Raw genomic sequence first — 24,780 nt, forward strand, 5'->3', positions numbered from 1 at the left:
GACTCTACATTATAATGAAGACTTTTGTCGGATAATGTCCAGAATATGTCCACTTTACTGTGATAGAGTGTGATATATATCATTTCAAATCAAATGGAGGGATTGAATGCAAGTATCCATTATCATATTGGCCCAACATCTTCGATTACTTAAATCATGCCTGGCCAGTATTGAGTTATTTACGGAAGCCCCCTATGAGCTGATTGTGATTAACGATGGCGGCGGTGAAGAGATCAGCAGCTATTTAACTCTCCATAAAAAAGCGCGCTCCTTCTCGTCCAAGGAACGTATCGGCGTGTCCGGAGGATACAATCTGGGCGCATCCTTTGCGGCTGGTGAATACCTTGTATTCATGCGTGACCATATGATTGTGTCTGAAGAATGGCTGTCCAGCCTGACCGGCTGTGCCCGGCAGCACCCGCAGGCAGCGATGATCGGCCCTGTCAGCAATGATGTTAGCGGCCCGCAAAGACTTCCGGTGATCTGTACAGAGATGGAGCAGCTGGATCATATCGCCAGATCGTTCGCACTCTCCAAAGCCGGACAAGCCAAGACCACAACCCGGCTGCTAAGCCATCTGCTGCTCATGCGCCGTGATGCCTTCGGTCAGCTCGGAGGCTTCGATGAACAATTCGGACTGGAATGCTACGAGGATGACGATCTATGCTACCGTGCGCTCCAGGCAGGATACAGTCTGCAGATCGCCCTGGACTGCTTCGTGCGCTATATCCAGCCTCCACCGCTGTTCCCGGAATCGCCCGGCTGGTACAACGCACAGCTGATTGCCAATAAAGAAAAAGCCCGCAGGAAATGGGGCCTCGATATTACAAGTGCTCTATATGAAATGAAACGCAGCGTCACCGTGAGTCTCTGCATGATTGTCAAGAACGAGGAAGCCACTCTTGAACGCTGTCTGGACAGTGTCTCAGGACTGGTGGATGAGATCATCATTGTGGATACTGGTTCAACAGACCGCACCAGGGAAATTGCTCTGCGCTACACGGACAAGGTAGCTGATTTCACATGGGTCAACGATTTTGCCAAAGCGCGGAATTATGCCTTCAGCCTGGCGACACAGGATTACCTGCTCTGGATGGATGCTGATGATATTCTGCTGCCTGCAGATGCCGAGAAGTTCAGCACCTTGAAGAGCGCCTTGGAATGGGATACGGACGCGGTATCCATGAATTACAATCTGGCCTTTGACGAGCATGGTAATGTCACCTCCAGCCTTACACGCAACCGCCTGGTCAAGCGGGAGAACGGCTTCCGCTGGATCGGTATCGTCCATGAATACCTGGAGGTTAGCGGCAAGGTGCGACGTTCGGATATTTCCATCACCCATGGCAGAGTCCACGGGAATTCTGACCGCAACCTGAATATCTACGAGAGCCGTCATGCGGCCGGGGAGATTTTCTCCACCCGGGATCTGTTCTACTTCGCCAATGAGCTGAGGGAACATAAGCAATGGGACAAAGCCATCTCTTTCTATGAAATGTTCCTGCAGCAGGTAGACAGCTGGATCGAGGACCGGATCAATGCCTGCGGAAGCCTCTCCGATTGCTACCGGGAGCTTGGCAATGAACAACAGGCCAAAGCTAAAGCGCTCCAGTCTTTCTCTTATGATCTGCCCCGCGCAGAGAATTGCTGCCGGCTTGGCAGCCTGTACATGCTGGAGAACGACTTCAGCAAAGCCATCTTCTGGTACAAAATGGCGAGCGAATTAACCAAGCCGCTGGACAATTACGCCATTCTCCAGCATGCCTGCTGGAGCTGGCTGCCGCATCTGCAGCTCTGTGTCTGTTATGACCGCATCGGCCAATATGAACGGGCCAGTGCCCATAACGAAATGGCTGCGGAACACATTCCTTTTGACAGCAAAGTGCTGGCGAACAGAGCCTACTTCACCGGCCTGGGCGTTGCAAGACAAACATATACTTTAGGGGGAACTACTCGATGAAAAAAGCAACAACCCGCTATACAGAAATCGCCCACGGCAGCGAAAACTCCAAAAAGGATATCAAACCCGCTTTAGTAAAAACCTCAATGGCGGTTATGGTGCTTAGCCAGGTAACAGCCGTGCTGCCCAGTGCCGGATTCGGCGGTACAGGCATTGCCTCCGCAGCTGAAAAGAAAGCCTTCAATGATGTAAGCAGCAGCTCGTGGATGTACAAATATGTAATGAAAATCGCCGCTTTGGGGTTTGCGGAGGGAGATACCACCGGGAACTTCAATCCAAAGGCGCCGCTGACTCATCAGGAAGCTGCAATTATGGCTGTCCGTTTCCTGGGCACAGAGGAGCCTTCCGGCACTTCGGCCAGTTCTTCGCTTGAAGTCAGTGATTGGGCAAGTGCCTGGGTGCAGACCGCTATTAATGAAGGTTTAATTAAACCTGAAGAGGAAGCCGCTTCGGGCTGGGGAACACAGAATGCCAGCCGCGAGTGGCTGACTAAACTTGTGATCCGTCTGCTCGACAAGGAGAATGAAGCACTTGCCCTGGCCAGCGAACCACTCCCCTTCAATGACGAGAATCAAATTTCCGCTTGGGCTACCGGCTATATCAATGCAGCTTCCCAGTTAAAAGTAGTCCAAGGCTTCGAGGATAAAACGTTCAGACCTACCGCTGATGTGACCCGTGCCCAGGCGGCAGCTATTTTCAGCTTGGCGGAAAGATATGCACCAGCCCAATCCGGAACTGTTGCCCGCGGCACCGTCGTCAGCCTGACTGGCAGCCAGATTGGTGTACTGACAGAAGCTGGTCAAGTCGTGAACCTTAAGATTGACAGCACAACACTGATCTTCGGCACTGGCGGAGCTTCCGCTTCTGATATAGCCGCCGGGCAGCCCATCACGGCAATCTACAGTAACGGAGCAGCTTCTTATATTGAAATCGCCGACATTACCAAGGCAGAAATTACGCTGCCGGCGCCAAAAGGCGAAACCGGAGCGACTGGTGCAGCAGGCCTGGTGGGTGCTACGGGGGCGACTGGCGCTACAGGGGCGACTGGCGCAACGGGTACAACCGGAGCAACAGGCAGCGCTGGCTCCTCAGGAAACCAAGGAGCAATCGGGGCGACTGGTGCGACGGGGTCTGCCGGTCCTATCGGTGAAATAGGCGCAACAGGTGCAACGGGCCCGGCAGGTGAGACCGGCGTAACCGGAACCACGGGGCCTGCCGGGGCAACGGGGCCCGCCGGCGAAGTCGGCGCTACTGGGGCTACTGGGGCAACCGGCCCAGCCGGTGAAGAAGGCGCCACTGGGGCTACCGGCCCTGCGGGCGAAGAGGGAGCTACTGGGGCAACGGGGGCAAAGGGCGCTACAGGAGCCACTGGCGTTACCGGACCTGCCGGCGAAGAAGGAGCTACTGGGGCAACGGGCGCTACAGGAGCCACTGGCGCTACCGGCCCTGCGGGCGAAGAGGGAGCTACTGGGGCAACGGGGGCAACGGGCGCTACAGGAGCCACTGGCGCTACTGGACCTGCGGGCGAAGATGGAGCTACTGGGGCAACGGGCGCTACAGGAGCCACTGGCGTTACAGGGCCTGCGGGCGAAGATGGAACTACTGGGGCAACGGGCGCTACAGGAGCCACTGGCGTTACGGGGCCTGCGGGCGAAGAAGGAACCACTGGCGCTACTGGTGCTACTGGCGAAGATGGAGTCACCGGCGCTACTGGTGCCACTGGCGTAACTGGCGCTACCGGGGCTACCGGGGCTACCGGGGCTACCGGTGTTACAGGAGCCACCGGGGCGACTGGCGCCACTGGTACTCCAGGGGCTAGCGCAAATGCCTATATCCCGTTTTCTTCAGGAAACCCTGCTACTGTAACTACGATAGCAGGCGGTTTGCCAGGCACTGGCGCACTGATTGGCTTCGGAAGCTCAGTAAGCGGCGTATCCGTTACCTCAGGAACTATTGATTTAACCGGAGCAAGCGGCACAAATCTCAATTATGCCTTTTCTGTACCAAGTGCCGGAACCATTACATCCCTAAGCGGATATTTCAGTACAACACAAGCACTTTCTCTGGTGGGAACTACGGTAACTATTACAGCCCAACTGTACGCGAGTACAACGCCCAACAATACATTCGTGCCTGTACCTGGAACTGCAATGACATTGTCTCCCTCGCTTACAGGAATAATATCCGTAGGATCCGTCTCTTCCGGTATAATTACAGGCCTATCTATTCCTGTTACAGCACAAACGCGCCTGCTTATGGTATATTCAGCATCCGCGGCAGGTCTCAGCCTTAACAATACTGTTCAAGGATACATGAGCGGCGGTCTCAATATTTCGATGCCGGCAACTGTACCAACACCTCCCTGATAATTCATTTTATTAATTAAAAGCTGATTCTTAGCAGATATTCTGCTGGGGATCAGCTTTTTTTACTGTCCCTTCCAAATTATACGGCATCATATTCTCTTGCAGGATCTCCCAGTCATGGCCATAATATTGAGATAACGCTTCATCCACACAAAGGAGTTACGCCCATGAAGACACTGCTGATCGTTGAAGATGACCGAAGCCTGAACAAGGGAATCGCCCTGTCCTTGGCTCAAAATGACTTAATTATAGAGCAGGCCTATTCTGTGGCGATGGCTGATCAGATTATATCCTCAACCCAGATAGATCTCATTCTGCTGGATGTGAATCTTCCGGACGGAAGCGGACTCGATTACTGCGAGAGAATCCGCCGAACCTCACAAGTGCCGATTATATTTCTGACAGCCAACGACATGGAGCCGGATATTGTTACCGGCTTTGCGCTGGGAGCTGATGACTATATTACGAAGCCATTCAGTCTGATGATTCTGCGGGCCCGGGTAATGGCCGTCCTGAGAAGGAGCGATGCACCTGCCAGTGACAGGATCGTTATCGGACCGCTGGAATTTGATTTTGGCAAAATGGAATATTTCAAGAATAGCCGCCCCCTGCTGCTGAGCAAGTCCGAACAGAAACTGCTGCGCATACTGGTAGTGAACAGAGGCAACATTCTGACCCGAGAGCAGCTGATCGACAAAACGTGGAGCCAGGAGGCTGTCTTCGTGGATGAGAACGCATTGACGGTAGCGATCAAAAGATTGCGGGCCAAAATCGAAGCTGAACCCTCCTCGCCCCAATATATTAAGACCGTTTATGGTTTAGGGTATACATGGACAGAAGGGCCGATTCTATGAAGGGACAAGAACGACTGCCGCATACCCGGCTGGTAAATCTGGGGTTTGCTGCGGCTTTTATCATTCTGGTGCTGGCTTATGTGACTTGTATTATATTACTGGATACCACTGGCTCATTCATCCTCGGACTCTCCCTTCTGTTTATACTCTGCATGCTGATCCTTGGAGGGGCCTGGTCCTGGTCGCTCAGGCAACAGCTCACTTCTTTTATGGGACAGGTAGAGATACTGGTAGACAACGCTACTCTCGGGCGTGAGCCCAACTATAATTATGAAGAAACCCTTCTCTCCTCCATAGAACATAAATTAATGCGGTACATAGAGATTGCCAGAGTGAACGGACAGAATCTGGAGACGGAAAAGAATAAAATTAAAGAACTGATCTCCGATATCTCCCATCAGACCAAAACACCGTTATCCAATATTATGATTTACAGCCAGCTGCTTGAGGAAAATCTGGTGCATGATGAGCATGCGCTCCCGCTTGTTCTCCAAGTTAAAAAGCAGTCGGAAAAGCTCGACTGGCTGATCCAATCCCTGGTCAAGCTGTCCAGACTTGAGACGGGCATGATTTCTTTGCACATGGTGTCTTCTCCTGTGATCCGCGCCGTTTCTGAAGCAGTTTCGCAGATTTTCATCCAGGCAGAGAGCAGCTGTATCACTATCAGTATAAGCTGTGAAGCCCACATCACCGCGCACCATGACTCCAAGTGGACAACCGAGGTGTTATTCAATCTGCTGGAGAACGCCGTGAAATATACAGGAGCGGGAGGCAGCATCCATATCACCGCTGAAGCGAATGAGATGTTTGTACGCCTGGATATCGCAGATACCGGCCGGGGAATCTCCCAGGAAGAGCTGCCCCAAATCTTCAAGCGGTTCTACCGGGGAAATAATGTGCGCGATATAGATGGCGTGGGAATAGGACTATTCCTGGCGCGGGAGATTATCACTGCACAAGGCGGACATATGAAGGCTGCATCTGTGCCCGGGCAAGGCACTGTGTTCTCGATCTTCCTGCCGCTATGCTGAATATGTCCATTCCGTCAGATTTCAGACACTCTCCTGTTAGATTTGTCTGATACCTTGAAGATGTGAATAAGAACATACGCACAGGGGGAATATAACATGCCTATTCTGCGAATAGAGAATCTCAAGAAATATTATGGAAAAGGAGCGCAGACGGTCAAGGCTCTGGATAACGTATCTATGAATGTCGAGAAAGGGGAGTTCGTGGCAATCGTCGGCACGAGCGGCAGCGGAAAAAGTACACTGCTGCATATGCTCGGAGGTCTGGACCGTGCCACAGAAGGCAAGGTGTATGTCAACGGGCATGATATTTTTCAGATGAGTGATGAGAAGTTAACCATTTTCAGGCGCCGCTCTGTCGGATTCGTCTTCCAGAGCTATAATCTGGTACCGATCCTGAATGTGCTGGCAAATATCGTCCTGCCCATTGAGCTTGACGGAGGCCAGATCGACCAGGAGTATCTGAACCTGATTATCACGAGTCTGGGACTGCAGGAGAAGACCCGCAATCTGCCTGCTGCACTCTCCGGCGGCCAGCAGCAGCGCGTGGCCATCGCAAGAGCGCTTGCGACCAAACCTTCCATTATCCTTGCTGATGAACCCACCGGCAACCTGGACAGCAAGACCAGCCAGGAGGTGCTTATCCTGCTGAAACAGCTCAGTGTCAAATTCGACCAGACTATTGTTATGATTACGCATAACGAAGCCATCGCCCAGATGGCGGACCGGATCATCCGCATTGAGGACGGCAGGATCGCCTCAAGATTAACGCAGTCACCCGGGGAGGGCCGGTTATGATCGCTACAAACAACCGGAAGACCGTGTTCAACCTGGCGATGGCCAGCCTGCGGGCCAACCGGTTGCGAAATTTGGCGGCCATCTGCGCTATTGTGCTGACTACACTGCTTATTACTTCCATTTTCACTATGGCTCTGAGTATCAACCAGTCTATGCAATATGCACAAATGAAAACAGCCGGAAGTGACTTCCACGGAGGCTTTAAATACCTTACTCCGGAAGAAGCAGCTACGCTGCGGAAGCATCCTTCAATTAAACTATATGACTACTCGCTCAGTTCCGGCAGATTGGGGAATAAAGAATTTAAGCATGATCCCGTTGAGGTGCTGCAGATTGATCAGGTCTACGCGGATCACAGCTTTATCGTGTTCACAGAAGGAGGATTGCCTACTGGAGAGAATGAGGTTGCCCTGAACACCTGGATTCTGGACAAGCTGGGGGTGCAGCCCGAGCTCGGCAAGGAGATCACGCTGCAGATAGATATTGGTGAGCGGATGATCAGCCAGAAGTTCACTTTGTCAGGCTATTATGAAGCGGACAAGGAGCTTGCGATGGCGGGACTGGCCTTTGTCTCGAAAGCTTTTACCGATAAAAACCTCTCAGACATCGATCCCGTACAATCAAGAGACAGCGGCTCCTACGTTAATACCTCAAATCTGAGTGTCATGTTCAGCAATTCCTTTCATATTGAGAGCAAGCTTAACAAGGTCCTGGCAGACACGGGAATTACGGCTCCTATCGGAATCAATTGGGCTTATTCCAGTGTATCTTTGGCGGAAAATGCAGTGAATATCATTCCATACGCCGCAGTTATCTTCATCATTATGCTTAGCGGCTACCTGCTTATTTATAATATTTTTTATATTTCGGTGGTCCGTGATGTGAAGTTCTACGGCCTGCTGAAAATGATTGGCACCACCCCGAGACAACTGCGGAGAATCATCGCTATTCAAGCCAGGCTGCTATACCTCATTGCCCTGCCGTTCGGCCTTGGCTTCGGCTATCTAATCGGCAGATGGGTTACACCTCTGACCACTTCGCTATCCGGAGAGTTTAAAGGAAGTTCGCTTTCGTCCAGTCCATGGATATTTGCAGGCGCAGCCCTCTTCTCCTTCCTGACCGTGTGGATCGCAGCGCATAAGCCGGGACGGCTGGCAGCGGACATCGCTCCCGTGGAAGCTGTTAAATTCTCAGGCGTTCAGAATGGCGGAGTGAAAACTCTCAGGTCCTCAAACCACGGGGCCAAGCTACACCGTATGGCGTTCTCCAATCTGTTCCGGAGTCAAAAGAAGCTGAGCCTGATGTTATCTTCGCTTTTCTTAAGCATTCTGCTGTTTAATACGATATTCACCGTAATCTCCTCCATGGACGTCAATAAGTACCTCAGCGCCTACATTCATGGGGATTATATGATACACAACAAGGGCATTATCCAGCAGGAGGGGGAACGCTCAGTCAATGAAACAGAGCTGTCCGAGGAACTGTGCAGGCAGCTGAGTCATATAGACGGGGTGAACAGTATCGATAAAGTCTATTATAGCCTGCTCACCGTTCCTCCGGATGATATCATCCGCGCTTCACTGAAGTCGTCAGCCAATCCACAGGGCATCCCTGCCCGTGTCCACGCTCAGCTCTTCGGACTGGATTCAGGCTGGTACGATCTCGCAGAACAGGATGTGCTCGAAGGGGAATTCAACCGGGAGCAATTTGATTCCGGGGACTTCATACTGGTGACCCAGACTCTTACAGAGCCAGGCGCCTATGCAAGCTACTATCATCCCGGAGATAGGATCAGCTACCCCGGATTGAAGCAGAGCTACGAAGTGATGGCCGTGCTGAAATATGACGCTTTCTTTGCGGCAACCACCCAAACATATTTCGGCAACGGCTACAATGCCTTCCTGCCTGCAGCCAAGCTCCGCCAAGCCACTTTGGAGAGCGGGACTCCAGCAGACATCCTCTCGCTTACCCTGCATGCAGATCCCGCCAAGCTTGATGAAACGGGGCAATTGCTCAGAGAGGGCATCCGCCCGCTGGATGCTCTGCAGCTGAAATCCAGAGAAGATTACAGAGAGGAGTTAAGCGATAATATCCGTATTTTTGAGATTATCGGCTATGGCCTGAGTCTCGTAATCGCCCTCATAGGTCTGCTCAATTACATTAATTCTGTCCTTACCGGGGTGATCGCCCGCAGGCATGAATTTGCCGTTCTGGAGAGCATCGGGATGACTAAGAAGCAGCTCAAACGGATGCTTGTTTACGAAGGATTGTATACTGTACTGCTCACCGCTCTGCTTACCTCTACTATAGGCGTGCTGCTGACTTACTGGATCGCCAGGAATATTGCCGCGGGTATGGCCTATATGGAATTCCGCATGATGTGGCTGCCGTTCATTCTGGTCATTCCGGTACTGGCTGTTTTGTCTTATCTCATCACAATAAGTGCCTACAGACCGCTCGCCCGCAGCCCGATCGTCGAAAGGCTGCGTGAAATGGAATAAAGGCATGCTAAATAGCCGGATACTCTAAAGAGTACCGGCTGTTTCAGCAGTTATTTGGCGAAGGTCCGCGACACCCAATCGCCCAGAATATCCTCACTGAGGAATGGAGCCAGCGGCAGGAGTGCTGCCGCACCTTCTTTATTGAAGATACGCTCAGCTAGTCCATTCAGAGCCTCTTCACTGAGGAACGGAGCCAAGGGGAGCAGCGCTCCCGAGCCTTCCCGCTCAAAGACTGCCTCTGCCAGCTCATCCAGTAGCTCTTCTTCGAGGAACGGAGCCAGCGGGGGGAGCGCTCCCGGACCTTCTTTGGCAAAAGCGAGCTTGGCGCATTCCTCCAGCCCCTCCTCACTTACAAACGGGGCAAGCGCCACAAGTGCATGTTTTCCTCCTGAGGCATAAGCTTGTTTGGCAAGCTCGTCCAGCCCCTCCTCACTCATAAACGGGGCCAGCTTCAGCAGAGGCTGAATCCCCTCCCGCTCAAACACCTCCACGGCGCATTTATCCAGCGTCTCTTCGCTTAAGAATGGCGCCAGTGCCAACAGATCGTCTACTGCCGCACCCACCTTCACATGCTCAAACGCTTCGCCGATCTGTTCATTTTGCAGCAGCGGCGCAAGGTCCGAAAGCTCTTGTGCCGTGCCTTCCCCCCGCTGGAAATAATCCCCCGTGGTCTGATCCAGTACACTTTCGATAATCCGGGAGCTTCGCCCTTGTTCTTCTCCGAGGATCTCGCCGATCCCTACGCCAAAGATTTCCGCCAGCTCCGGAAGCTTGGAGATATCCGGCATACTTGCGCCTCTCTCCCAGTTGCTGACCGCCTGATAGCTGATTCCCAGCTTATCTGCGAGCCCCATTTGCGTAAGCCCGGCGGCTCCTCTCAATCTAACGATATTCCTGCCCACCTTCAACATGTCAAACATGCTTCCACCCCTTCGGCTAAGATGCTCTCAGTGTACCGACCGCTGCTGTTTTTGTATATCAAGCGCTGCTTGAGTTGCCGCCTGCTGCGGCTTGCCGCGGAAAATAGTCACCAGAACGACCGCTGCAATAATGATCACGGCTGCAATCAGTGTATTCAAGGTAAGCTGTTCACCGACCAGCAGCCAGCCAAGCAGTACCGCCACCACCGGATTAACGAAGGCATAGGTTGAGACGAGAGACGCGTCAGCATTCTTGAGCAGCCAGATGTAGGCCGTGTAGCCGACGATGGAGCCGAAGACGACCAGATAACCGAGTGCCAAATATGAGCGCATTGAAATGCCGGAAATATCGAGCTTGGACCAGTCGCCGGTGAAATAGGAGAAAATCATCAACAGCGCTCCTCCCGTCAGCATCTGTGCTGCCGTTGACATCAGCGGGGAATCCGGCATTGCAGCACTGCGTGAATACATCGATCCGACTGCCCAGCTTATGGAAGCTATTAATAAGGTAATAATACCGATCAAATCGGTGGCGGTGCCCGTATCTCCCTTCCCCGGCTGGAAGACCAGCACTGCAATGCCCAGCAGCCCCAGTACAATCCCGGCGATGACACCGGTATTCGGACGTTTGCCGCCGCGGCCAAACCAGCCCATCAGCATCATCCAGACGGGAACGGCCGCAACGATCAGGGAAGCGATGGATGAAGATACTCTTTGCTCTGACCAGGCCACCACGCCGTTGCCTCCAAGCAGCAGCAAGGCGCCGACAATCGCCGAAGACCGCCACTCGCGCCCGGCCGGACGCTTCGCTCCGCTTAATCTGGCAATCATATAGAGCACAGCACCGGCTGCAAAAAACCGTACTCCAGCCATCAGAAAAGGCGGCATCGTCTCAATCGCAATCTTCATGCCGACATAGGTGCCTCCCCAAAACAAATAAACGCACAATAGCGCAATACCAACCACGTACACCGGATTCACTTTCTTCTTCTGCGGCATACCGCTACACCCCCTTCAATCCGTCCTCATATATAGTAGATAAAATAAAAGTAGTCGAGGTTTCCTTAATGTCAGGAATACGGAGAATCTCGTCAAGCAGAAGTGTAAGCTCCTCCGGCGAGGTCACCCTCACCTTAAGCAGCATGCACCACTCTCCCGCCAGCCGCTGGCATTCGATGATGCTCACGCCCGGGATTTGGATGCGGATAATCTGTTCTGCCGCCTCCTTAAAGCCCTGGCTGACCACCTTCACGGAGATCATGACCTTAATCTTCTGGTCCAGCTTGCTCCAGTCCACAATTCCCCTATAGCCCTTGATTACTCCGCTTTTCTCCAGCTTGCCGACTCTCTGATGCACAGATGGCCGCGAGATATGCAGCAGCTTGCCGATCTCTTCATGGGACAGTCTTCCGTTCTCTTCCAGCAGCTTTAGAATTCTAATATCGAGTTCATCCACAAGACCGCCTCCTGGGCAAAATTATAGCATGATTTATATGAATAACGACTAATCGTTAGTGTTCATCAGTAAAATCAAACGTTTCGTAAGATAAACGGGAAATAATCTCGTTAATCGTTATAATACCGGCTCAAATCTATCCTGAGAATAACGAATCGTAGGTGCGTTTGATACGAAAAAACCCAAGTCTTGAGCCGCCAGCTGGAGAAGCTGGTTTGGGCCACTGCTTGAGCGGGATGATGCTGGGGGATATTTGATATTTGCTGCAAAACTCCAGACTGGGGCAGAACGGAGAGAGCGTACAATAACCAGCTGGCTGCATGAGTAAAACAAACGAGTTTGAAAAGGCTGGGTTGTACTGAATTCGGCTTAATCGAACCCAGTTTTCGACCCCAAACCATAACTCAACCGGACTGAGAGGACCTTATTTTACGAAAAGGACTGCTTTGTCCGGGCAAACGGACTCAGAATCCTCTATTTACTTCCGGGCACACCAAAACAAGGGTCTTTGAGACATTTAGCGGAATCTGAGTCCGCGCAGGCTAAATAACAGGGTATTTTCGCCAAATAGGGGATTGTCAGTCCGGTTCCCGCAGGATATCGGTCTCCACCACAGTTGTGTTCCCGTGTCACAGAGGAACTGGAGACGCAGACTTTCATTGCTCCGTCCGCAGCGACAGCGATCAGCAGCTACTTCTGTCCAGCGTCAGCGGCTTACGCGTCCCCCGAACTCAGCAGCTACTTCTGTCCAGCGTCGGCGGCTACGCATTCCCCGAGCTCAGCAGCTATTCCCTGCCCGGCAAGCCGCCGCCGAACACCGTTCCTTCCGCAAGCCCCGACACGAACTGCTGCAGCCAGACATAATATTCAGCGGCATGCTTTAGCTTGTCCAGATCCTTGAGGCAGGCCTGCCGTTCCTCCTCCGGAGTGTCCTCCGCATCGATAAGGGCCTGCAGTTCAGGCACCGCCGTCCCCATCGCCTCCTGCATCACATCGATCTCCCGCTGAAGCTTCAGCGTGAAGAAGTTCCGGAAGGCCTGGAAGAAATCCGTCTCCGCCGCATATAGCTCCTTCCGCTCACGCTTCTCCTCCAGCTTCGTAACCATCCGGGAGGCGATCAGGGAGCGGACACCGTAGCTCATATTGCTTTTGCTCATATTCATGACCTGCTTCATTTCCTCCAGCGTCATCGGCTTGTCCTCAAAGAACATAATTCCGTACAGCTGCCCGAAGGAATAATTCGCTCCATACAAATCCATCGTCTGCGCTATCGCATCAATCATCGGACCAAGGAGCTGCTCCCGTGGCGAACGATGCGGGTTGTCCTCGCCAAATGCGGCCTGTTTCATCAGGGTAGCACCTCATTTTCGCATAGAATTGTTCTCTCTACATTACACAAAACTGAAGCTTTGCGGCAGACTTACTACAAATTTTACACAAATTCCGAAGTATGTTTACTCCCGCTTGACCACAAGCCTCGTCCATGAGTGTACAATTTTTTTTGAACAGAGGAACTGTCCTCTGCATTATACCGCACCAAACAATGTAGATGGAATGGGGTATTGGGACGAAAATGACACGTTCAAAACTTATTAGCGGCCTTAAGCCCGTGCTGTTCACGCTGCCGGCAATGATCCCGTTCGCCCTGTTCTGGCTGGCACCGCTGCTGTATGTACTGTATCTCAGCTTCACGGAATGGGATTTCATGAGCCCGGAGAAGACCTTTGTCGGCCTGCAGAATTATACCGACCTGCTCAGCAATCCGGCTTTTTACCAGGCCTTAAGAGTAACCGTGCTCTTCTGTGCGGGCAGTGTGCTGCCGATCATCCTGCTGGGACTGGGCCTTGCCCTCCTGATGAACCATAAAACAACCCCACGAAGTGGAGCTTTAGCTTCGAGGTTTACTCAGGTACTTCGCGGGGGCCCCACGTTCAACTTAAAGGGCTCTGCCCTGTATCAGGTGCTGCTGTTCTCGCCTTGGGTCACACCAACCGTTGCCGTATCCATCGTCTGGTCCTGGATATATGAGCCTGATGTCGGCCTCGCCAATACAGTGCTCGGCTTCTTCGGCCTTGAGCCAATCGGGTGGCTGCAAGACCCCAAGTGGGCGCTGATTGGCGTGCTGCTCGTAACGATCTGGAAATCAGTAGGCTGGGCGATGATCTTCTATCTGGTGGCGCTGCGGAATGTGCCTTCAGACCTGCTGGAAGCCGGGGAGCTTGACGGGGCAAGTCCGGTGCAGAAGTTCCTCCGCATCACGCTGCCGCTGATCTCGCCGACCACACTGTTTCTGTTCGTGGTACAGCTCATCTCGGCGCTTCAGGCCTACGATCAGATTAATGTGCTGACGCAGGGCGGCCCGTCCGGCTCTACCCGCACCTTGCTGTATCTGTATTATCAGTCCGCCTTCGAATCGTTCCAGATCGGAGAGGCTTCCACTGTAGCTGTCGTCCTGGTCTTCCTATGCATGCTGCTGTCGGTGTTCTCTTTCAGCATCAGCAAGCGGACCACCCATTACCAATAGCAGTTATCTGTTCTTATCTTTCGTACAAGGAGGTCTCACCGCTTGCGTATGCTCACACGGCTCAGCGGACCGGCCCGCCAGATTTTTTTCGCCGCGCTTGCTCTGCTGATGGCCTTTCCGTTCTACTGGATGGTTACCAGCGCACTCAAAACCAATGATGAAATCTGGCGCTCCCCGCCCACGCTCTGGCCTGAGGTACCGCTCTGGGGGAATTTCGCCGCAGCCTGGAACGAGGCCCCCTTCGCCCGATATATGGGCAACAGCATCTTCGTTGCTGTCTCCATCGTCATCCTGCAGACGATCAATTCCGGGATGATGGCGTATGCGCTGACGCATATGAAGTTCCGCCTGAAGGGTGTTTTTGCCGGAGTTATTCTGTTCGGTTACATGGTTCCGGCTACAGCCGTCTATCTGCCCGGATATCTGGTATTGTCCGAGCTGCATCTGCTGAACTCCTATGCCGGCCTGATTCTCTCTAATTGTGTAAGTATCTTCTCCATCTTCCTGATCAGACAAGCCTTCCTGCAGGTGTCGCATGAGCTGGTGGAGGCGGGTGAAGTGGATGGCGCTTCGCATATGCGGATTCTCTGGACGGTGCTGGTCCCGGTTACGCGGTCATCCTTCGCCGTACTGGCGCTGATTACCTTCATTGATCAGTACAACAATTATTTCTGGCCGATGCTGATTACCAAGGACCCGAGCCTGCAGCTGGTATCAGCCGGTCTGCGCAGCTTCTTCGTGGAAGGAGGTGCGTACGGACTGAAATGGCCGCTCATTATGGCCGCCAGCGCCTTCACGATTGCCCCGCTGCTGCTTGTCTTCCTGCTGGCGCAGAAAACGATTATGCAAAGTGTCAACATGACCGCAGGCTCCAGTAAAGGCTGAAATCTAACACTTCCAAACAAAGAGGAGAATGATGATGAACGTATTCAAAAGGTTGTCTGCAGTATCCATGATTGCCGGACTTTCCGTACTCACTGCCTGTGGCGGGAATTCTGCTTCGGGTAATGTTACGGCAGCGGACGGTGCCGCCACAGTGCCTGCCGCTAATGCTGCTCCGGCTGGAGGCGCACCGGTAACTATTGAATTCTGGTATGGACTCGGCGGCAAGCTCGGTGAAAATATGGAATCGCTCATTCAGAAATTCAATGCCTCCCAGCAGGAGGTCATCGTCAAGGGCATTGTGCAGGCAGATTATACAGAAACCGAACAGAAGCTTCAGGCAGCGATCGCTACCGGGCAGGTTCCGGCAGCCGTGCTCTCTTCCAATATAGACTGGGCCCGCAAAGGCTACTTCGCTGCGATAGATGAGCTGATTGCCGGGCAGCCGGATTTCAATCAGGCCGATTTCGTCCAGACCTTCCTGAGCCAGGGCCAGGTTGACGGCAAGCAGTACTTCCTCCCGATGTATGGAACGACGCAGGTGATGTACTACCGTAAGGATGCTTTTGAGAAAGCCGGCATTGATCCCAGCCAGATTAAGACCTGGGAAGACCTCGCTGCAGCTGCCAAGAAAATGACAGTCACAGAAGGCGGCAAAACCAGCTTCTACGGCTGGGAGCCGATGTGGGGCTCCGGCAATATGATTGACGCTGTACTCAGTAAAGGCGGCAACATTCTCAGTGAGGATGGCAAAACAGTTACGATCGACTCTCCTGAATGGATCGAGACCTGGGACTTCTTCCGCCAGTCGATTCATGAAGACAAGACCATGCGTATTCACTCCGGCGGACAAGGCTGGGAGTACTGGTACAAGACGATTGACGATGTAATGAAAGGCCAGGCGGCCGGATATACCGGCTCCAGCGGCGACCAGGGCGATCTCGACTTCAGCATCGTCTCCGCGATGGAGCAGCCGGGCTGGGCCGGAGTCGGCGAAGGCAAACCTGTGGCTCAGGCAATTATGGCCGGTATTCCTGCCAAGGCCGGAGATGCCGAGCAGCAGGCTGCCATGAAATGGCTGGCCTACTTCACGAATTCCGAGAATACCGCCTTCTGGTCCATTAACACCGGATATATTTCCGTCCGCCAGTCTGCACTCGAAGATCCGGCATTCGTCACTTTCAGTGAGACTAATCCGCAGATCAAAATTCCGTTACAGCAGGCATCCCACGCTTCTGCTCCCTTCCAGGACCCTACCGGAGGCAAAATCAACGATGCCCTGACGATCGCTGCGGACAAGGTTCAGATTGAGAATATTCCGGCGGCTGAAGCCCTTAAGGAAGCGCAGCAAACCGCACAGGCGGCATTGGATAAACTGAAATAACCAGAAATTCATGCTCCAAAAACTTCAGGCAATGATCTATCAGATACAGGAGGACGGCAGCATGCCTACGCTCATTACCCCGTACGGGGAGCATTCCATATCCGCCATTCTGTTCGACAAGGATGGCACCCTCCTGGAGTTCGTCTCCCTCTGGGGCAGCTGGGGCGAGTGTTTCCTCGCCCGGTTCTCCCGGCAGCTGGAGGAGCATGGCCTTGAATTTCCGGCGCAGCACCTGGCCTCGCTGCTCGGGACCGTTCACGATGCAGAGGGCAGAATTATTGATTATGACCGTAACGGCCCCCTGGCCATGGGAACCATGAACGATCTCTATGCCATTCTGTCCTGGCAAGGCTATCTGCTTGGCTTATCCTGGGCAGAGTCGATGGAGCTGACTGACCGCTGCCGCCAGGAGGCGGATGCGTTAATGGAGCAGAGCAAGCCAGTGCTCCCGCTCCCCGGCCTGCTACATTTCCTTGAAGAATGCGCAGCCGAAGGAATTCCGCTGGCCGTAGTCACTGCCGATGAAACCGCAGCGGCGGAGAATCACCTCCGCTGGCTCGGCATCCGCGGGTATTTCAGCGCTGTGATCGGCACGGATCAGGTGGAGCGCGGCAAGCCCTTCCCCGACATGGCGCTGCTGGCCTGCGAACGTCTGGGGATACAGCCGGCCGAAGCTGCCGTGATCGGCGACACGAACGGCGATATGCGGATGGCCAAGGCTGCCGGGGTGGCGGTGGCCATCGGGATTGCAAGCAATGCGGCAGCCGAGGCGGCAGCTGCTGCAGCTACGGCCAGAGCAGGTGCATCCAGCAGCCCGGCCGGCGTGAATGCAGCGGCAACAGAACGGGCTGCTGGCAGTAGCCGTGCGGCAGATACACGGCCTGTACGCAGTCTTTTACCGGATGCAGATTGTCTGGTGCAGTCTTATGCGGAGCTTGGTATAGGAAGGATAGCACGATGAGGGCCGAGGGGGCCTTAGCCTGGGTGTTTCTCGCAATGGCGATTGTGTTCGAGCTCTCCGGCACCCTCTCCATGAAACTATCCCACGGCTTCACCCGGCCCTGGCCCTCAGTGCTGATGTTCCTGTTCTACGGGATCAGCTTCACCTCGCTCAATGTTGCCCTTACCTCCATCAAAGTTGGAGTTGCTTATGCAGTATGGTCGGGGGCAGGCATCATCCTGATCTCCGTAGCGGGCGCGCTTTTTTTTGAAGAACGGCTGACCTTGTCCTCACTCTTGTGGGTGACTGTAATCGTAGCCGGAATAGTGGGATTGAACATTAGTGCCAAAGGGCATTAGCAGATTATTCATACATCATCAAAGGAGGCTCACCCTGCGAATGAACACAAGCGGACATGGCGGACAACCTCCGCTGTTAACCTTCCAGATTATTACCGACACCCATGTCACGGCCGATCCGGCACATGAATACAATCTGAATTTCGAACGGGCACTGCAGGATTTGGCCGCCCATGCGCAGGGCAGCAGCGGAATTATGCATATCGGGGATATCACGGATCATGGCTTCGCAGAGGAATATGCGGAGGTCCACCGTATTCTTCAGCTGCATCAGGCATCGCTGCCTGAGATCCGCTTCACCTTGGGCAATCATGATGTGGGCCTCGGCCACTGGGAATCCCGCCTGGCGATGTACACTTCCCGTATGGGTATGCCTGGTCCCTATCATGACCATTGGACCGGCGGGTATCATTTCATCTTCCTTGGAACTGAGGAGGGTCTGCCCACGTTCTGCAATCTGTCGGACGAACAGCTTAAGTGGCTGGACCGTAAACTCGGAGAACGGGCACCGGACAATCAGCAGCCTGACGGGCAGATGGAGCTGGAGCTCGGTGCAGCCGCGCCGCCGGATCAGCCGGTCTTTCTCTTCCTGCATCAGCCGCTGAAGGATACGGTGGCCGGTTCATTGGAGTCACAGGAGTGGTATGGCGTTACACAGGATAAGGAGCTGCGCTCCATCCTGGCGAAGTATCCGCAGACTCTGCTCTTCACCGGGCATACCCACTGGGAGCTTGAGGCCGGCAATACGATGTACCCCGGCAACGGGGAGACAGCCACTATGTTCAATGCCGCTTCTGTGGCCTACCTCTGGACGAATGCGGATGAGCACAAGACGGGCAGCCAGGGCTTCTATGTGGAGGTCTACGCTGACAAGGTGCTTGTACGGGGACGCGATTTCACTACGGGAACCTGGATTGAAGCGGCTCAATACGAGGTTGTTAACACCGTTAATGTACTTGGGCAATCTTCTGAAAAAGTCCATATTAAATAAACAAGCTTCCTTATAAAAGCTGCAATAAAAACAGCCTTCTCCGTCAATAAGGAGAAGGCTGCTGTGCGTAAAGGCTGCAAAACTATACATCCGTTTGCGGATGCAGTTTATTTTCAATCAAAAAGCAGGCAGCGCAATATCCGCGTAATTATCCTCAAGGAACTTCTTCACTTCCGGGCCGCTGATCGCCTTGGCCAGCTTCTGGATCGCCTCGGAATCCTTGTTATCCTCACGGGCAACGAGCGTGATCGTAAATGCGGAATCCTCACCTTCGGTGATCAGCGCATCCTTCTTGGGGGTCAGGCCGAGCGGGCTGGCATACGCCGGAGTCATCGCCACCAGGTCCGCATCATCCAGCATCCGGGCCAGCATCAGCAGATCGACCTCCTCGAACTTAAAGTTCCTGGTATTGGCGGTAATGTCCGCCTGGGTCGCCTGGATGCCTACCCCTTCCTTCAGCGTAATCAGTCCTGCATCCGCGAACATTTGCAGGGAGCGTCCGATATTGGAAGGATCGTTCGCCATCACCAGGGTCGCGCCCTCAGGCAGTTCATCAATGCTCTTGTAGCGCTTGGAATAACCGCCGTAAATGGCATCATATACCGGTTGAACCGCAACGAGCTTCGCATCTTTGCTGGCATTGAACTGTTCCATGTAAGGCACATGCTGGAAGAAGTTGGCGTCCACCTCTTTGTTCGCCAGCGCTTCGTTAGGCTGCACGTTATCGGACAGCACTACAACCTCCATATCCACGCCTTCTTCTTTCAGAATCGGCTTCACAATATCAAGGATATCCGTCATCGGCGGAATCAGCGAGGCTACCTTGATCTTCACAGGTTCAGTGCTGGCGGCAGCCGGTGTCTCTTCTGCTTCCTTGTTGTTTCCGCAGCCCGCAAGAGCGAGTACCAATACGAGCAGTGTTAATCCGAAGGCAGCTTTCATTCTTGTTCCGGTTCTCTTAACCGTTCCGTATCCTGCAGTCATCGTCTTCTTCATTATTATCTCCAGCCCCCATTGTTATATAGTATCTCAGCGTTTATCCAGCAGTCTTGCCAGCGTACTTCCTGTGAACTGAATCAATTGCACCAGCACAATCATGACGAGAATGGCGTAGATCATCACTTCTGTCTCGAAGCGCTGATATCCGTAGCGGATCGCGAAATCGCCAACCCCGCCGCCGCCGACCACACCCATTACTGTTGAAAAAGAAATGAAGCTGATCGTAGAAGCTGTCAATCCCAGCACCAGTCCGGAACGGGCCTCCACATACAGAAACTTAAAGATCACTCCCAGCCTGGATGCCCCCATGGATAACGCCGCTTCTATCGTTCCTCTGGGAACCTCCAGCAGAGATTGCTCCACCAGCCGTGAATAATAGGCAATAGCGACAATAGACAGCGGCACCGTTGCCGCCAGCGTGCCAATTGCCGTTCCCACCACCAGGCGGGTAAACGGAATCAGAGCTACTACCAGCAGCAGGAACGGAAACGAACGCACCACATTTACAATGCTGTTCAGTATGAGAGACAGGCTTCTGTTCTCATACAATTGGCCTTTGCGGCAAAAATACAGCAGTGTCCCCAGCGGAAGCCCCAGCAGCAGCGCAGCCCCCACGGAGATTCCGACCATCACAAAGGTCTCTCCGATCGACTGCCACATCTGATCCTGATACTTCAGCATGCTCTCAAACATAGGGTTCCCCCGTTCTTCCCGTAATTCTCTCCCGGTAGGAGCCCGAATGGCTCCCCGGCGGAAGAAAGCCGGCCTCATCCCGGGAAAAGAAATCAACCATCCGCCCGCGCTCCATTACAGATACCTCTGAGCAGATGCTCCGGACAACATCCAGCTCATGGGTAACTATAACGACAGTAACACCAAGCGAATCATTGATGTGGCGGAGCACACCCAGGATATCCGCCGTGGTGCCCGGATCAAGCGCGGAGGTCGGCTCATCGCACAGCAGCAGCTTCGGATTGTTCGCCAGCGCCCGGGCAATCGCTACCCGCTGGCGCTGGCCCCCGCTGAGCTGCGCCGGATAGTAATTAGCTTTGTCCGCAAGCCCGACAAACTGCAGACATTCCAGCGCCCGCTTCATCCGACCGGCACGCGGCACTCCGGCAAGCTCCAGCGGAATCGCCACATTGCGGCTGACGGTGGCATTGCCGACAAGATTGAACTGCTGAAAGATCATGCCGATTCTTTGCCGCTGCTGCCGCAGCTCCTTGTCCGGCAGCTCTGTAAGCAGCTTGCCGTCTACAGTAACCGTTCCCCTATCGGGCCGCTCCAGCAGATTGATCAGCCGCAGGAGTGTAGATTTGCCGGCACCGCTTGCCCCGATAATGCCGTGAATAGCACCCGTCTTCACTTCAAGCGATACATTGTCCACAGCAGTATAAGGGCCGTTCTTCAGAGCGAAGCTTTTGCTAACCTGACTCAGTGATAGAATATGAAGCCCTCCTCAATAGACTGCCCGGACTACAGCGCTCCACCTTCGGCTGTATTGTACTATAATTATTTAAAATCTGTTTCATTAAAAATCTCTTTAAATAATAAGGCATTTCTTCCGCTGTGTCATCATTTTTCTCAAAATGATTTATAAGCGCTCCGGAAGGGATACCCATTATAAGGATGCCCCCGGGCCGTTTGGGATTATTCTTGTATATACGCCAAAAAGGATGCGGCCCTAATAGGACCCCATCCTTTTTTGCTATTTCACAAGAAAAATCTCCTCCGCTCAGCGGTTCCCCGGCACAATCCGGTTATACGCAGGCTTGGGCTGATGCTTCTCATCGAACAGAAACGGCCAGTTCTTCCGTCCCCGGACGGGGAAATCATCCAGCCAGGTATAGTCATCCGCTGCACCCCAGAAGGTGACAGAGGAGATGACCTCGCGGTATTCCTTCAGCAGCCGGAACACGGCTTCATACCGCTCCGCCTGCAGCTCAAGCAGTTCCGCAGGAGGAGCCTTAAGATCCGTTCGCCTGTCATCGAAGCGGAACAGCGACAGATCAAGCTCCGTAAGCTGCAGCTGAAGACCGAGCGAAGCATATTTCTCAATCGCTTCCCTGATTTCATCCAGGCCCGGATCATACAGATTCCAGTGGGCCTGCAAGCCGACGCCGTGCACCGGCACCTCCCGGTCAATCAGGGATTTCATGAGCGTGTAAATTTTGTCCCGCTTCTGCGGGTCAGATTCATTATAGTCATTGTAGAAGAGCAGCGCCTGCGGGTCCGCTTCATGCGCGTACCGGAACGCTTCGGCAATGAAGTCCGGTCCTGCGATCTCCAGCCATTTGGATGGGCGCAGCAGCTCACTGCCCTCATCGGCAATAGCTTCATTGACCACATCCCAGGCGTAGATATCTCCCCGGTAACGCCCGACCACGGTCTCAATATGACTTTTGAGCCGGGCCAGCAGTGTATTCTTGTCTACGATGCCGTGCGTTTTGTCCTCAAACAGCCAATCGGTTGTCTGATTATGCCATACGAGGGTATGCCCGCGCATCGCCATGCCATGCTTCCGGGTAAAGGCAACCAGCGTATCCGCCGCCCCGAAACGATAGATCTCCTCTGCCGGATGCAGACTCTCAAACTTCATCTCATTCTCGGCAGTAATGCTGTTGAAATGATAAGCCAGCAGTTTTTCCTGTGAACTGGCCGTCCGCGGATTGACCGCTGCGCCGATCTTGAAATCATCAGCGAACACCAGCTTCAGTGCAGGCTCCTTGAAGTCCAGGCTTTCTCTCACGGCTAACAACACTCCTTATTCACATTAGTCGGATCAGGCAAAGCAAGCGCCGTTCCGGCCGCCTATTCCTTCACACTGCCGACATTCAAGCCCACTACAAAGTACTTCTGCATAAACGGATACACCAGCAGGATAGGCACAGAGGCCACGACTGTGATTGCTGCCCGTATAGAGAGCGGCGTCACCATCGCTCTTGCCGAATTCTGATCCATCCCCACCCCATTCTGTACGGTTGGGTTGCCGTTGGAATTCATCGTTGAGGATAGCAGCTTCATCAGCTCATATTGCAGCGTACTGAGATTCTGTCTGGATGAGGTATAGATAAAGGCATCGAACCAGGAGTTCCACGCGCCGACAGCCACAAACAGTGCGATGGTAGCCAGCACCGGCTTGCAGAGCGGAAACACCACCCGCATGAATATTCTGAAATCCCCGGCGCCGTCGATCTTCGCCGATTCCAGGAGGCTCTCCGGAATGGTTCCGATATAGGTACGGATGACGATCATATTGAATGCGCTGATCATGGACGGGAAAATATACACCCAGAAGCTGTTTAACAGATGCAGATCCTTGATCAGGAAATAGTTCGGGATCAGACCGGCGCTGAAATACATCGTAAGCACAAAGATAACAGTAATCGGCTGGCGGAATACATATTCCCTGCGGCTTAAGGTGTATGCAAGCATGGTGGTCAGAAAAATATTAAGTATCGTAGAAATTACCGTACGGGCTACTGAAACCAGGAAAGCGTCAAAAATAGTTCCCGTGGCAAAAATCGCCCTGTAATTCTGAAAAGTCCATTCTCTCGGCCATAAGTAAATACCGCCGCGGATCGTATCGTTCCCTTCATTAAACGAAACAGCAATCGTGTTGATGAATGGATATAATGTCACAACCACCAGACAGACCATAAAGAGCGTATTGAAGGAAGTGAACAGAATCGGCTCAAGCCTTCCGGTGCCTAGACTCCTTTTCACCGTATAGCCTGCTTTTGGCCCAGGGCTAATTTGTCGGTTATCCATCATTATAACAACCTCTCTTCCCCAAGCCGCTTGGAAATCCCATTAGCCATAAGCAGCAAGGTTACACTGACAACTGTTTTGAAAATCCCGCCCGCAGTGGCGAGTGAATAATTCCCTTGGGCAAGCCCGTATTTAAGCACGAAGATATCTATCGTCTCCGCCCAGTCCACTACCAGCCCGTTGCCGAGCAGATACTGCACTTCAAAGCCTGCTTCCAGGACATGTCCTATGGACATAATCATCAGAATTACAATCGTTGCTTTGATACCAGGCAGGGTTACAAACATCATCTTCTTGTAACGGTTAGCACCGTCAATTTCGGCAGCTTCATAAAGGGCCGGGTCAATGGAGGCAATGGCCGCCAGATAAATAATGGTATTCCAGCCCACTTCCTTCCACACATGCGAAGCCCCTACGATTCCCCAGAAGTACTTTCCCTCACTGAGCCATAGAATCGGCTCTTTAATCAGATGCAGCTTCATCAGAACGATATTTACAATCCCGTCGTTAATGGAGAGCGAGGTGGCCACAATGCCGGTAACTATAATCCAGGACAGGAAGTGGGGCAGATAAGAGATTGTCTGCACGGTCCTTTTCCAGAAGACCTTCTTGATTTCATTCAGCAGCAGCGCAAGCACGATAGCTGTAACAAAACCGAGAATCAGATTGATAAGCCCCATCGCCAGCGTGTTGCGCAGTACACGAATAAAGTTATCATCTGTAAACAGAAACCTGAATTGCTTGAGTCCCACCCATTCCTGTTCACCGAAGGACTTCGCCGGCTTGTAATTCTGAAAGGCCATGGTCCAGCCCCAAACGGGAACATAGGCAAAAAGAATAATGTAGAGCATCAAAGGCACAGACATCCAAATAAGCTGATTCTGGTTTTTGATCAAGCGCCAGGTAATCGGCTGTTTTTTCTTCTTTCGGTTCTTCTTCGGATGCCGGACGACAGTATCTATTTCTAGGGTCTCATCCATATTCGTTGTCTCCTACTCCATGAAATTAATTTAGCAAGTGGAAGGCCCTGATCGGCCCTCCACCTTC

Annotated in this window: 22 protein-coding genes; 12 read left to right on the forward strand and 10 right to left on the reverse strand. The window is 53.1% G+C overall.

The window, feature by feature from the left end; translation table 11 throughout:
- Window positions 1-106: 106 nt before the first annotated feature.
- The 6 genes from NSU01_RS30560 to NSU01_RS30585 all read left to right on the forward strand — a co-directional run bounded on the left by NSU01_RS30560 (window position 107) and on the right by NSU01_RS30585 (window position 9,507).
- Window positions 107-1,960, forward strand: coding sequence for a glycosyltransferase (locus NSU01_RS30560; protein ID WP_083705712.1), 1,854 nt, complete (start codon window positions 107-109; stop codon window positions 1,958-1,960).
- Window positions 1,957-4,326: an exosporium glycoprotein BclB-related protein gene (locus NSU01_RS30565; protein ID WP_083705713.1), complete on the forward strand. Its 2,370-nt coding sequence runs from the start codon at window positions 1,957-1,959 to the stop codon at window positions 4,324-4,326. Before NSU01_RS30560 ends, NSU01_RS30565 begins: the two co-directional genes overlap by 4 nt.
- A 167-nt stretch (window positions 4,327-4,493) precedes the next feature.
- On the forward strand, window positions 4,494-5,180 hold the full coding sequence (locus NSU01_RS30570; protein ID WP_076247719.1) for a response regulator transcription factor: 687 nt from the start codon (window positions 4,494-4,496) through the stop codon (window positions 5,178-5,180).
- Entirely contained in the window at window positions 5,177-6,211 is a 1,035-nt protein-coding gene (locus tag NSU01_RS30575) for a HAMP domain-containing sensor histidine kinase (protein ID WP_076247721.1), read from the forward strand. The genes NSU01_RS30570 and NSU01_RS30575 overlap by 4 nt, the downstream gene beginning before the upstream one ends.
- Before the next feature lie 96 nt (window positions 6,212-6,307).
- Window positions 6,308-7,006, forward strand: a complete 699-nt coding sequence (locus NSU01_RS30580; protein ID WP_076247723.1) for an ABC transporter ATP-binding protein — start codon at window positions 6,308-6,310, stop codon at window positions 7,004-7,006.
- Complete coding sequence (locus NSU01_RS30585; protein ID WP_042139936.1) at window positions 7,003-9,507, forward strand: FtsX-like permease family protein; 2,505 nt, start codon at window positions 7,003-7,005, stop codon at window positions 9,505-9,507. The genes NSU01_RS30580 and NSU01_RS30585 overlap by 4 nt, the downstream gene beginning before the upstream one ends.
- Window positions 9,508-9,557: 50 nt before the next feature.
- On the opposite strand, the gene NSU01_RS30590 is transcribed toward NSU01_RS30585, so the two are convergent.
- The 4 genes from NSU01_RS30590 to NSU01_RS30605 all read right to left on the reverse strand — a co-directional run bounded on the left by NSU01_RS30590 (window position 9,558) and on the right by NSU01_RS30605 (window position 13,232).
- On the reverse strand, window positions 9,558-10,427 hold the full coding sequence (locus NSU01_RS30590; protein ID WP_076247725.1) for a helix-turn-helix transcriptional regulator: 870 nt from the start codon (window positions 10,425-10,427) through the stop codon (window positions 9,558-9,560).
- A gap of 27 nt (window positions 10,428-10,454) precedes the next feature.
- The gene (locus tag NSU01_RS30595; RefSeq protein WP_042139938.1) at window positions 10,455-11,426 is read right to left on the reverse strand and encodes an EamA family transporter; all 972 of its coding nucleotides are present in this window, start codon (window positions 11,424-11,426) and stop codon (window positions 10,455-10,457) included.
- Window positions 11,427-11,430: 4 nt separating this feature from the next.
- Window positions 11,431-11,883 carry an Lrp/AsnC family transcriptional regulator gene (locus tag NSU01_RS30600; RefSeq protein ID WP_076247727.1) on the reverse strand — a complete coding sequence of 151 codons (453 nt, stop codon included), beginning with the start codon at window positions 11,881-11,883 and terminating at the stop codon, window positions 11,431-11,433.
- Window positions 11,884-12,668: 785 nt separating this feature from the next.
- Entirely contained in the window at window positions 12,669-13,232 is a 564-nt protein-coding gene (locus NSU01_RS30605; protein ID WP_042139941.1) for a transcriptional regulator, read from the reverse strand.
- Between the two features lie 224 nt (window positions 13,233-13,456).
- On the opposite strand from NSU01_RS30605, the gene NSU01_RS30610 reads away from it, so the two are divergent.
- The 6 genes from NSU01_RS30610 (at window position 13,457) to NSU01_RS30635 (ending at window position 18,963) form a co-directional block, all read left to right on the forward strand.
- Complete coding sequence (locus tag NSU01_RS30610; protein ID WP_042139943.1) at window positions 13,457-14,407, forward strand: sugar ABC transporter permease; 951 nt, start codon at window positions 13,457-13,459, stop codon at window positions 14,405-14,407.
- Window positions 14,408-14,455: 48 nt separating this feature from the next.
- Window positions 14,456-15,292: a carbohydrate ABC transporter permease gene (locus NSU01_RS30615; RefSeq protein ID WP_039307391.1), complete on the forward strand. Its 837-nt coding sequence runs from the start codon at window positions 14,456-14,458 to the stop codon at window positions 15,290-15,292.
- 34 nt (window positions 15,293-15,326) lie between these two features.
- Window positions 15,327-16,673: an ABC transporter substrate-binding protein gene (locus NSU01_RS30620; RefSeq protein WP_076247729.1), complete on the forward strand. Its 1,347-nt coding sequence runs from the start codon at window positions 15,327-15,329 to the stop codon at window positions 16,671-16,673.
- Window positions 16,674-16,734: 61 nt separating this feature from the next.
- Window positions 16,735-17,634, forward strand: a complete 900-nt coding sequence (locus tag NSU01_RS30625; RefSeq protein WP_076247731.1) for an HAD family hydrolase — start codon at window positions 16,735-16,737, stop codon at window positions 17,632-17,634.
- The gene (locus NSU01_RS30630) at window positions 17,631-17,972 is read left to right on the forward strand and encodes a multidrug efflux SMR transporter (RefSeq protein WP_042139944.1); all 342 of its coding nucleotides are present in this window, start codon (window positions 17,631-17,633) and stop codon (window positions 17,970-17,972) included. Before NSU01_RS30625 ends, NSU01_RS30630 begins: the two co-directional genes overlap by 4 nt.
- Before the next feature lie 40 nt (window positions 17,973-18,012).
- Window positions 18,013-18,963: a metallophosphoesterase gene (locus tag NSU01_RS30635; RefSeq protein ID WP_042139946.1), complete on the forward strand. Its 951-nt coding sequence runs from the start codon at window positions 18,013-18,015 to the stop codon at window positions 18,961-18,963.
- 117 nt (window positions 18,964-19,080) lie between these two features.
- On the opposite strand, the gene NSU01_RS30640 is transcribed toward NSU01_RS30635, so the two are convergent.
- The 6 genes from NSU01_RS30640 to NSU01_RS30665 form a co-directional block, all read right to left on the reverse strand.
- Window positions 19,081-19,905: a MetQ/NlpA family ABC transporter substrate-binding protein gene (locus NSU01_RS30640; protein WP_042141666.1), complete on the reverse strand. Its 825-nt coding sequence runs from the start codon at window positions 19,903-19,905 to the stop codon at window positions 19,081-19,083.
- Window positions 19,906-19,992: 87 nt separating this feature from the next.
- Complete coding sequence (locus NSU01_RS30645) at window positions 19,993-20,655, reverse strand: methionine ABC transporter permease (RefSeq protein WP_039307317.1); 663 nt, start codon at window positions 20,653-20,655, stop codon at window positions 19,993-19,995.
- Window positions 20,648-21,409: a methionine ABC transporter ATP-binding protein gene (locus NSU01_RS30650; RefSeq protein ID WP_076247733.1), complete on the reverse strand. Its 762-nt coding sequence runs from the start codon at window positions 21,407-21,409 to the stop codon at window positions 20,648-20,650. Before NSU01_RS30650 ends, NSU01_RS30645 begins: the two co-directional genes overlap by 8 nt.
- A gap of 288 nt (window positions 21,410-21,697) precedes the next feature.
- A complete protein-coding gene (locus tag NSU01_RS30655) occupies window positions 21,698-22,711 on the reverse strand; it encodes an endo-1,4-beta-xylanase (protein ID WP_083705714.1) in 1,014 nt (337 codons plus the stop codon).
- A 62-nt stretch (window positions 22,712-22,773) separates the two neighbouring features.
- A complete protein-coding gene (locus NSU01_RS30660; protein WP_081970570.1) occupies window positions 22,774-23,733 on the reverse strand; it encodes a carbohydrate ABC transporter permease in 960 nt (319 codons plus the stop codon).
- Window positions 23,734-23,735: 2 nt separating this feature from the next.
- Window positions 23,736-24,713, reverse strand: a complete 978-nt coding sequence (locus NSU01_RS30665; protein WP_039307312.1) for an ABC transporter permease subunit — start codon at window positions 24,711-24,713, stop codon at window positions 23,736-23,738.
- Between the last annotated feature and the right edge of the window lie 67 nt (window positions 24,714-24,780).

Origin of the sequence: Paenibacillus sp. FSL H8-0259 (assembly GCF_037963255.1) — a bacterium.
GTDB classification, from domain to species: Bacteria; Bacillota; Bacilli; order Paenibacillales; family Paenibacillaceae; genus Paenibacillus_AQ; species Paenibacillus_AQ phytohabitans.

Bases quoted from the DNA above. Each gene is read 5' to 3' on its own strand.
- NSU01_RS30560 (WP_083705712.1), top strand. From the start codon at position 107: ATGCAAGTATCCATTATCATATTGGCCCAACATCTTCGATTACTTAAA.
- NSU01_RS30565 (WP_083705713.1), top strand. From the start codon at position 1,957: ATGAAAAAAGCAACAACCCGCTATACAGAAATCGCCCACGGCAGCGAA.
- NSU01_RS30570 (WP_076247719.1), top strand. From the start codon at position 4,494: ATGAAGACACTGCTGATCGTTGAAGATGACCGAAGCCTGAACAAGGGA.
- NSU01_RS30575 (WP_076247721.1), top strand. From the start codon at position 5,177: ATGAAGGGACAAGAACGACTGCCGCATACCCGGCTGGTAAATCTGGGG.
- NSU01_RS30580 (WP_076247723.1), top strand. From the start codon at position 6,308: ATGCCTATTCTGCGAATAGAGAATCTCAAGAAATATTATGGAAAAGGA.
- NSU01_RS30585 (WP_042139936.1), top strand. From the start codon at position 7,003: ATGATCGCTACAAACAACCGGAAGACCGTGTTCAACCTGGCGATGGCC.
- NSU01_RS30590 (WP_076247725.1), bottom strand. From the start codon at position 10,427: ATGTTTGACATGTTGAAGGTGGGCAGGAATATCGTTAGATTGAGAGGA.
- NSU01_RS30595 (WP_042139938.1), bottom strand. From the start codon at position 11,426: ATGCCGCAGAAGAAGAAAGTGAATCCGGTGTACGTGGTTGGTATTGCG.
- NSU01_RS30605 (WP_042139941.1), bottom strand. From the start codon at position 13,232: ATGAAACAGGCCGCATTTGGCGAGGACAACCCGCATCGTTCGCCACGG.
- NSU01_RS30610 (WP_042139943.1), top strand. From the start codon at position 13,457: ATGACACGTTCAAAACTTATTAGCGGCCTTAAGCCCGTGCTGTTCACG.
- NSU01_RS30615 (WP_039307391.1), top strand. From the start codon at position 14,456: ATGCTCACACGGCTCAGCGGACCGGCCCGCCAGATTTTTTTCGCCGCG.
- NSU01_RS30620 (WP_076247729.1), top strand. From the start codon at position 15,327: ATGAACGTATTCAAAAGGTTGTCTGCAGTATCCATGATTGCCGGACTT.
- NSU01_RS30625 (WP_076247731.1), top strand. From the start codon at position 16,735: ATGCCTACGCTCATTACCCCGTACGGGGAGCATTCCATATCCGCCATT.
- NSU01_RS30630 (WP_042139944.1), top strand. From the start codon at position 17,631: ATGAGGGCCGAGGGGGCCTTAGCCTGGGTGTTTCTCGCAATGGCGATT.
- NSU01_RS30635 (WP_042139946.1), top strand. From the start codon at position 18,013: ATGAACACAAGCGGACATGGCGGACAACCTCCGCTGTTAACCTTCCAG.
- NSU01_RS30640 (WP_042141666.1), bottom strand. From the start codon at position 19,905: ATGAAAGCTGCCTTCGGATTAACACTGCTCGTATTGGTACTCGCTCTT.
- NSU01_RS30645 (WP_039307317.1), bottom strand. From the start codon at position 20,655: ATGTTTGAGAGCATGCTGAAGTATCAGGATCAGATGTGGCAGTCGATC.
- NSU01_RS30660 (WP_081970570.1), bottom strand. From the start codon at position 23,733: ATGGATAACCGACAAATTAGCCCTGGGCCAAAAGCAGGCTATACGGTG.
- NSU01_RS30665 (WP_039307312.1), bottom strand. From the start codon at position 24,713: ATGGATGAGACCCTAGAAATAGATACTGTCGTCCGGCATCCGAAGAAG.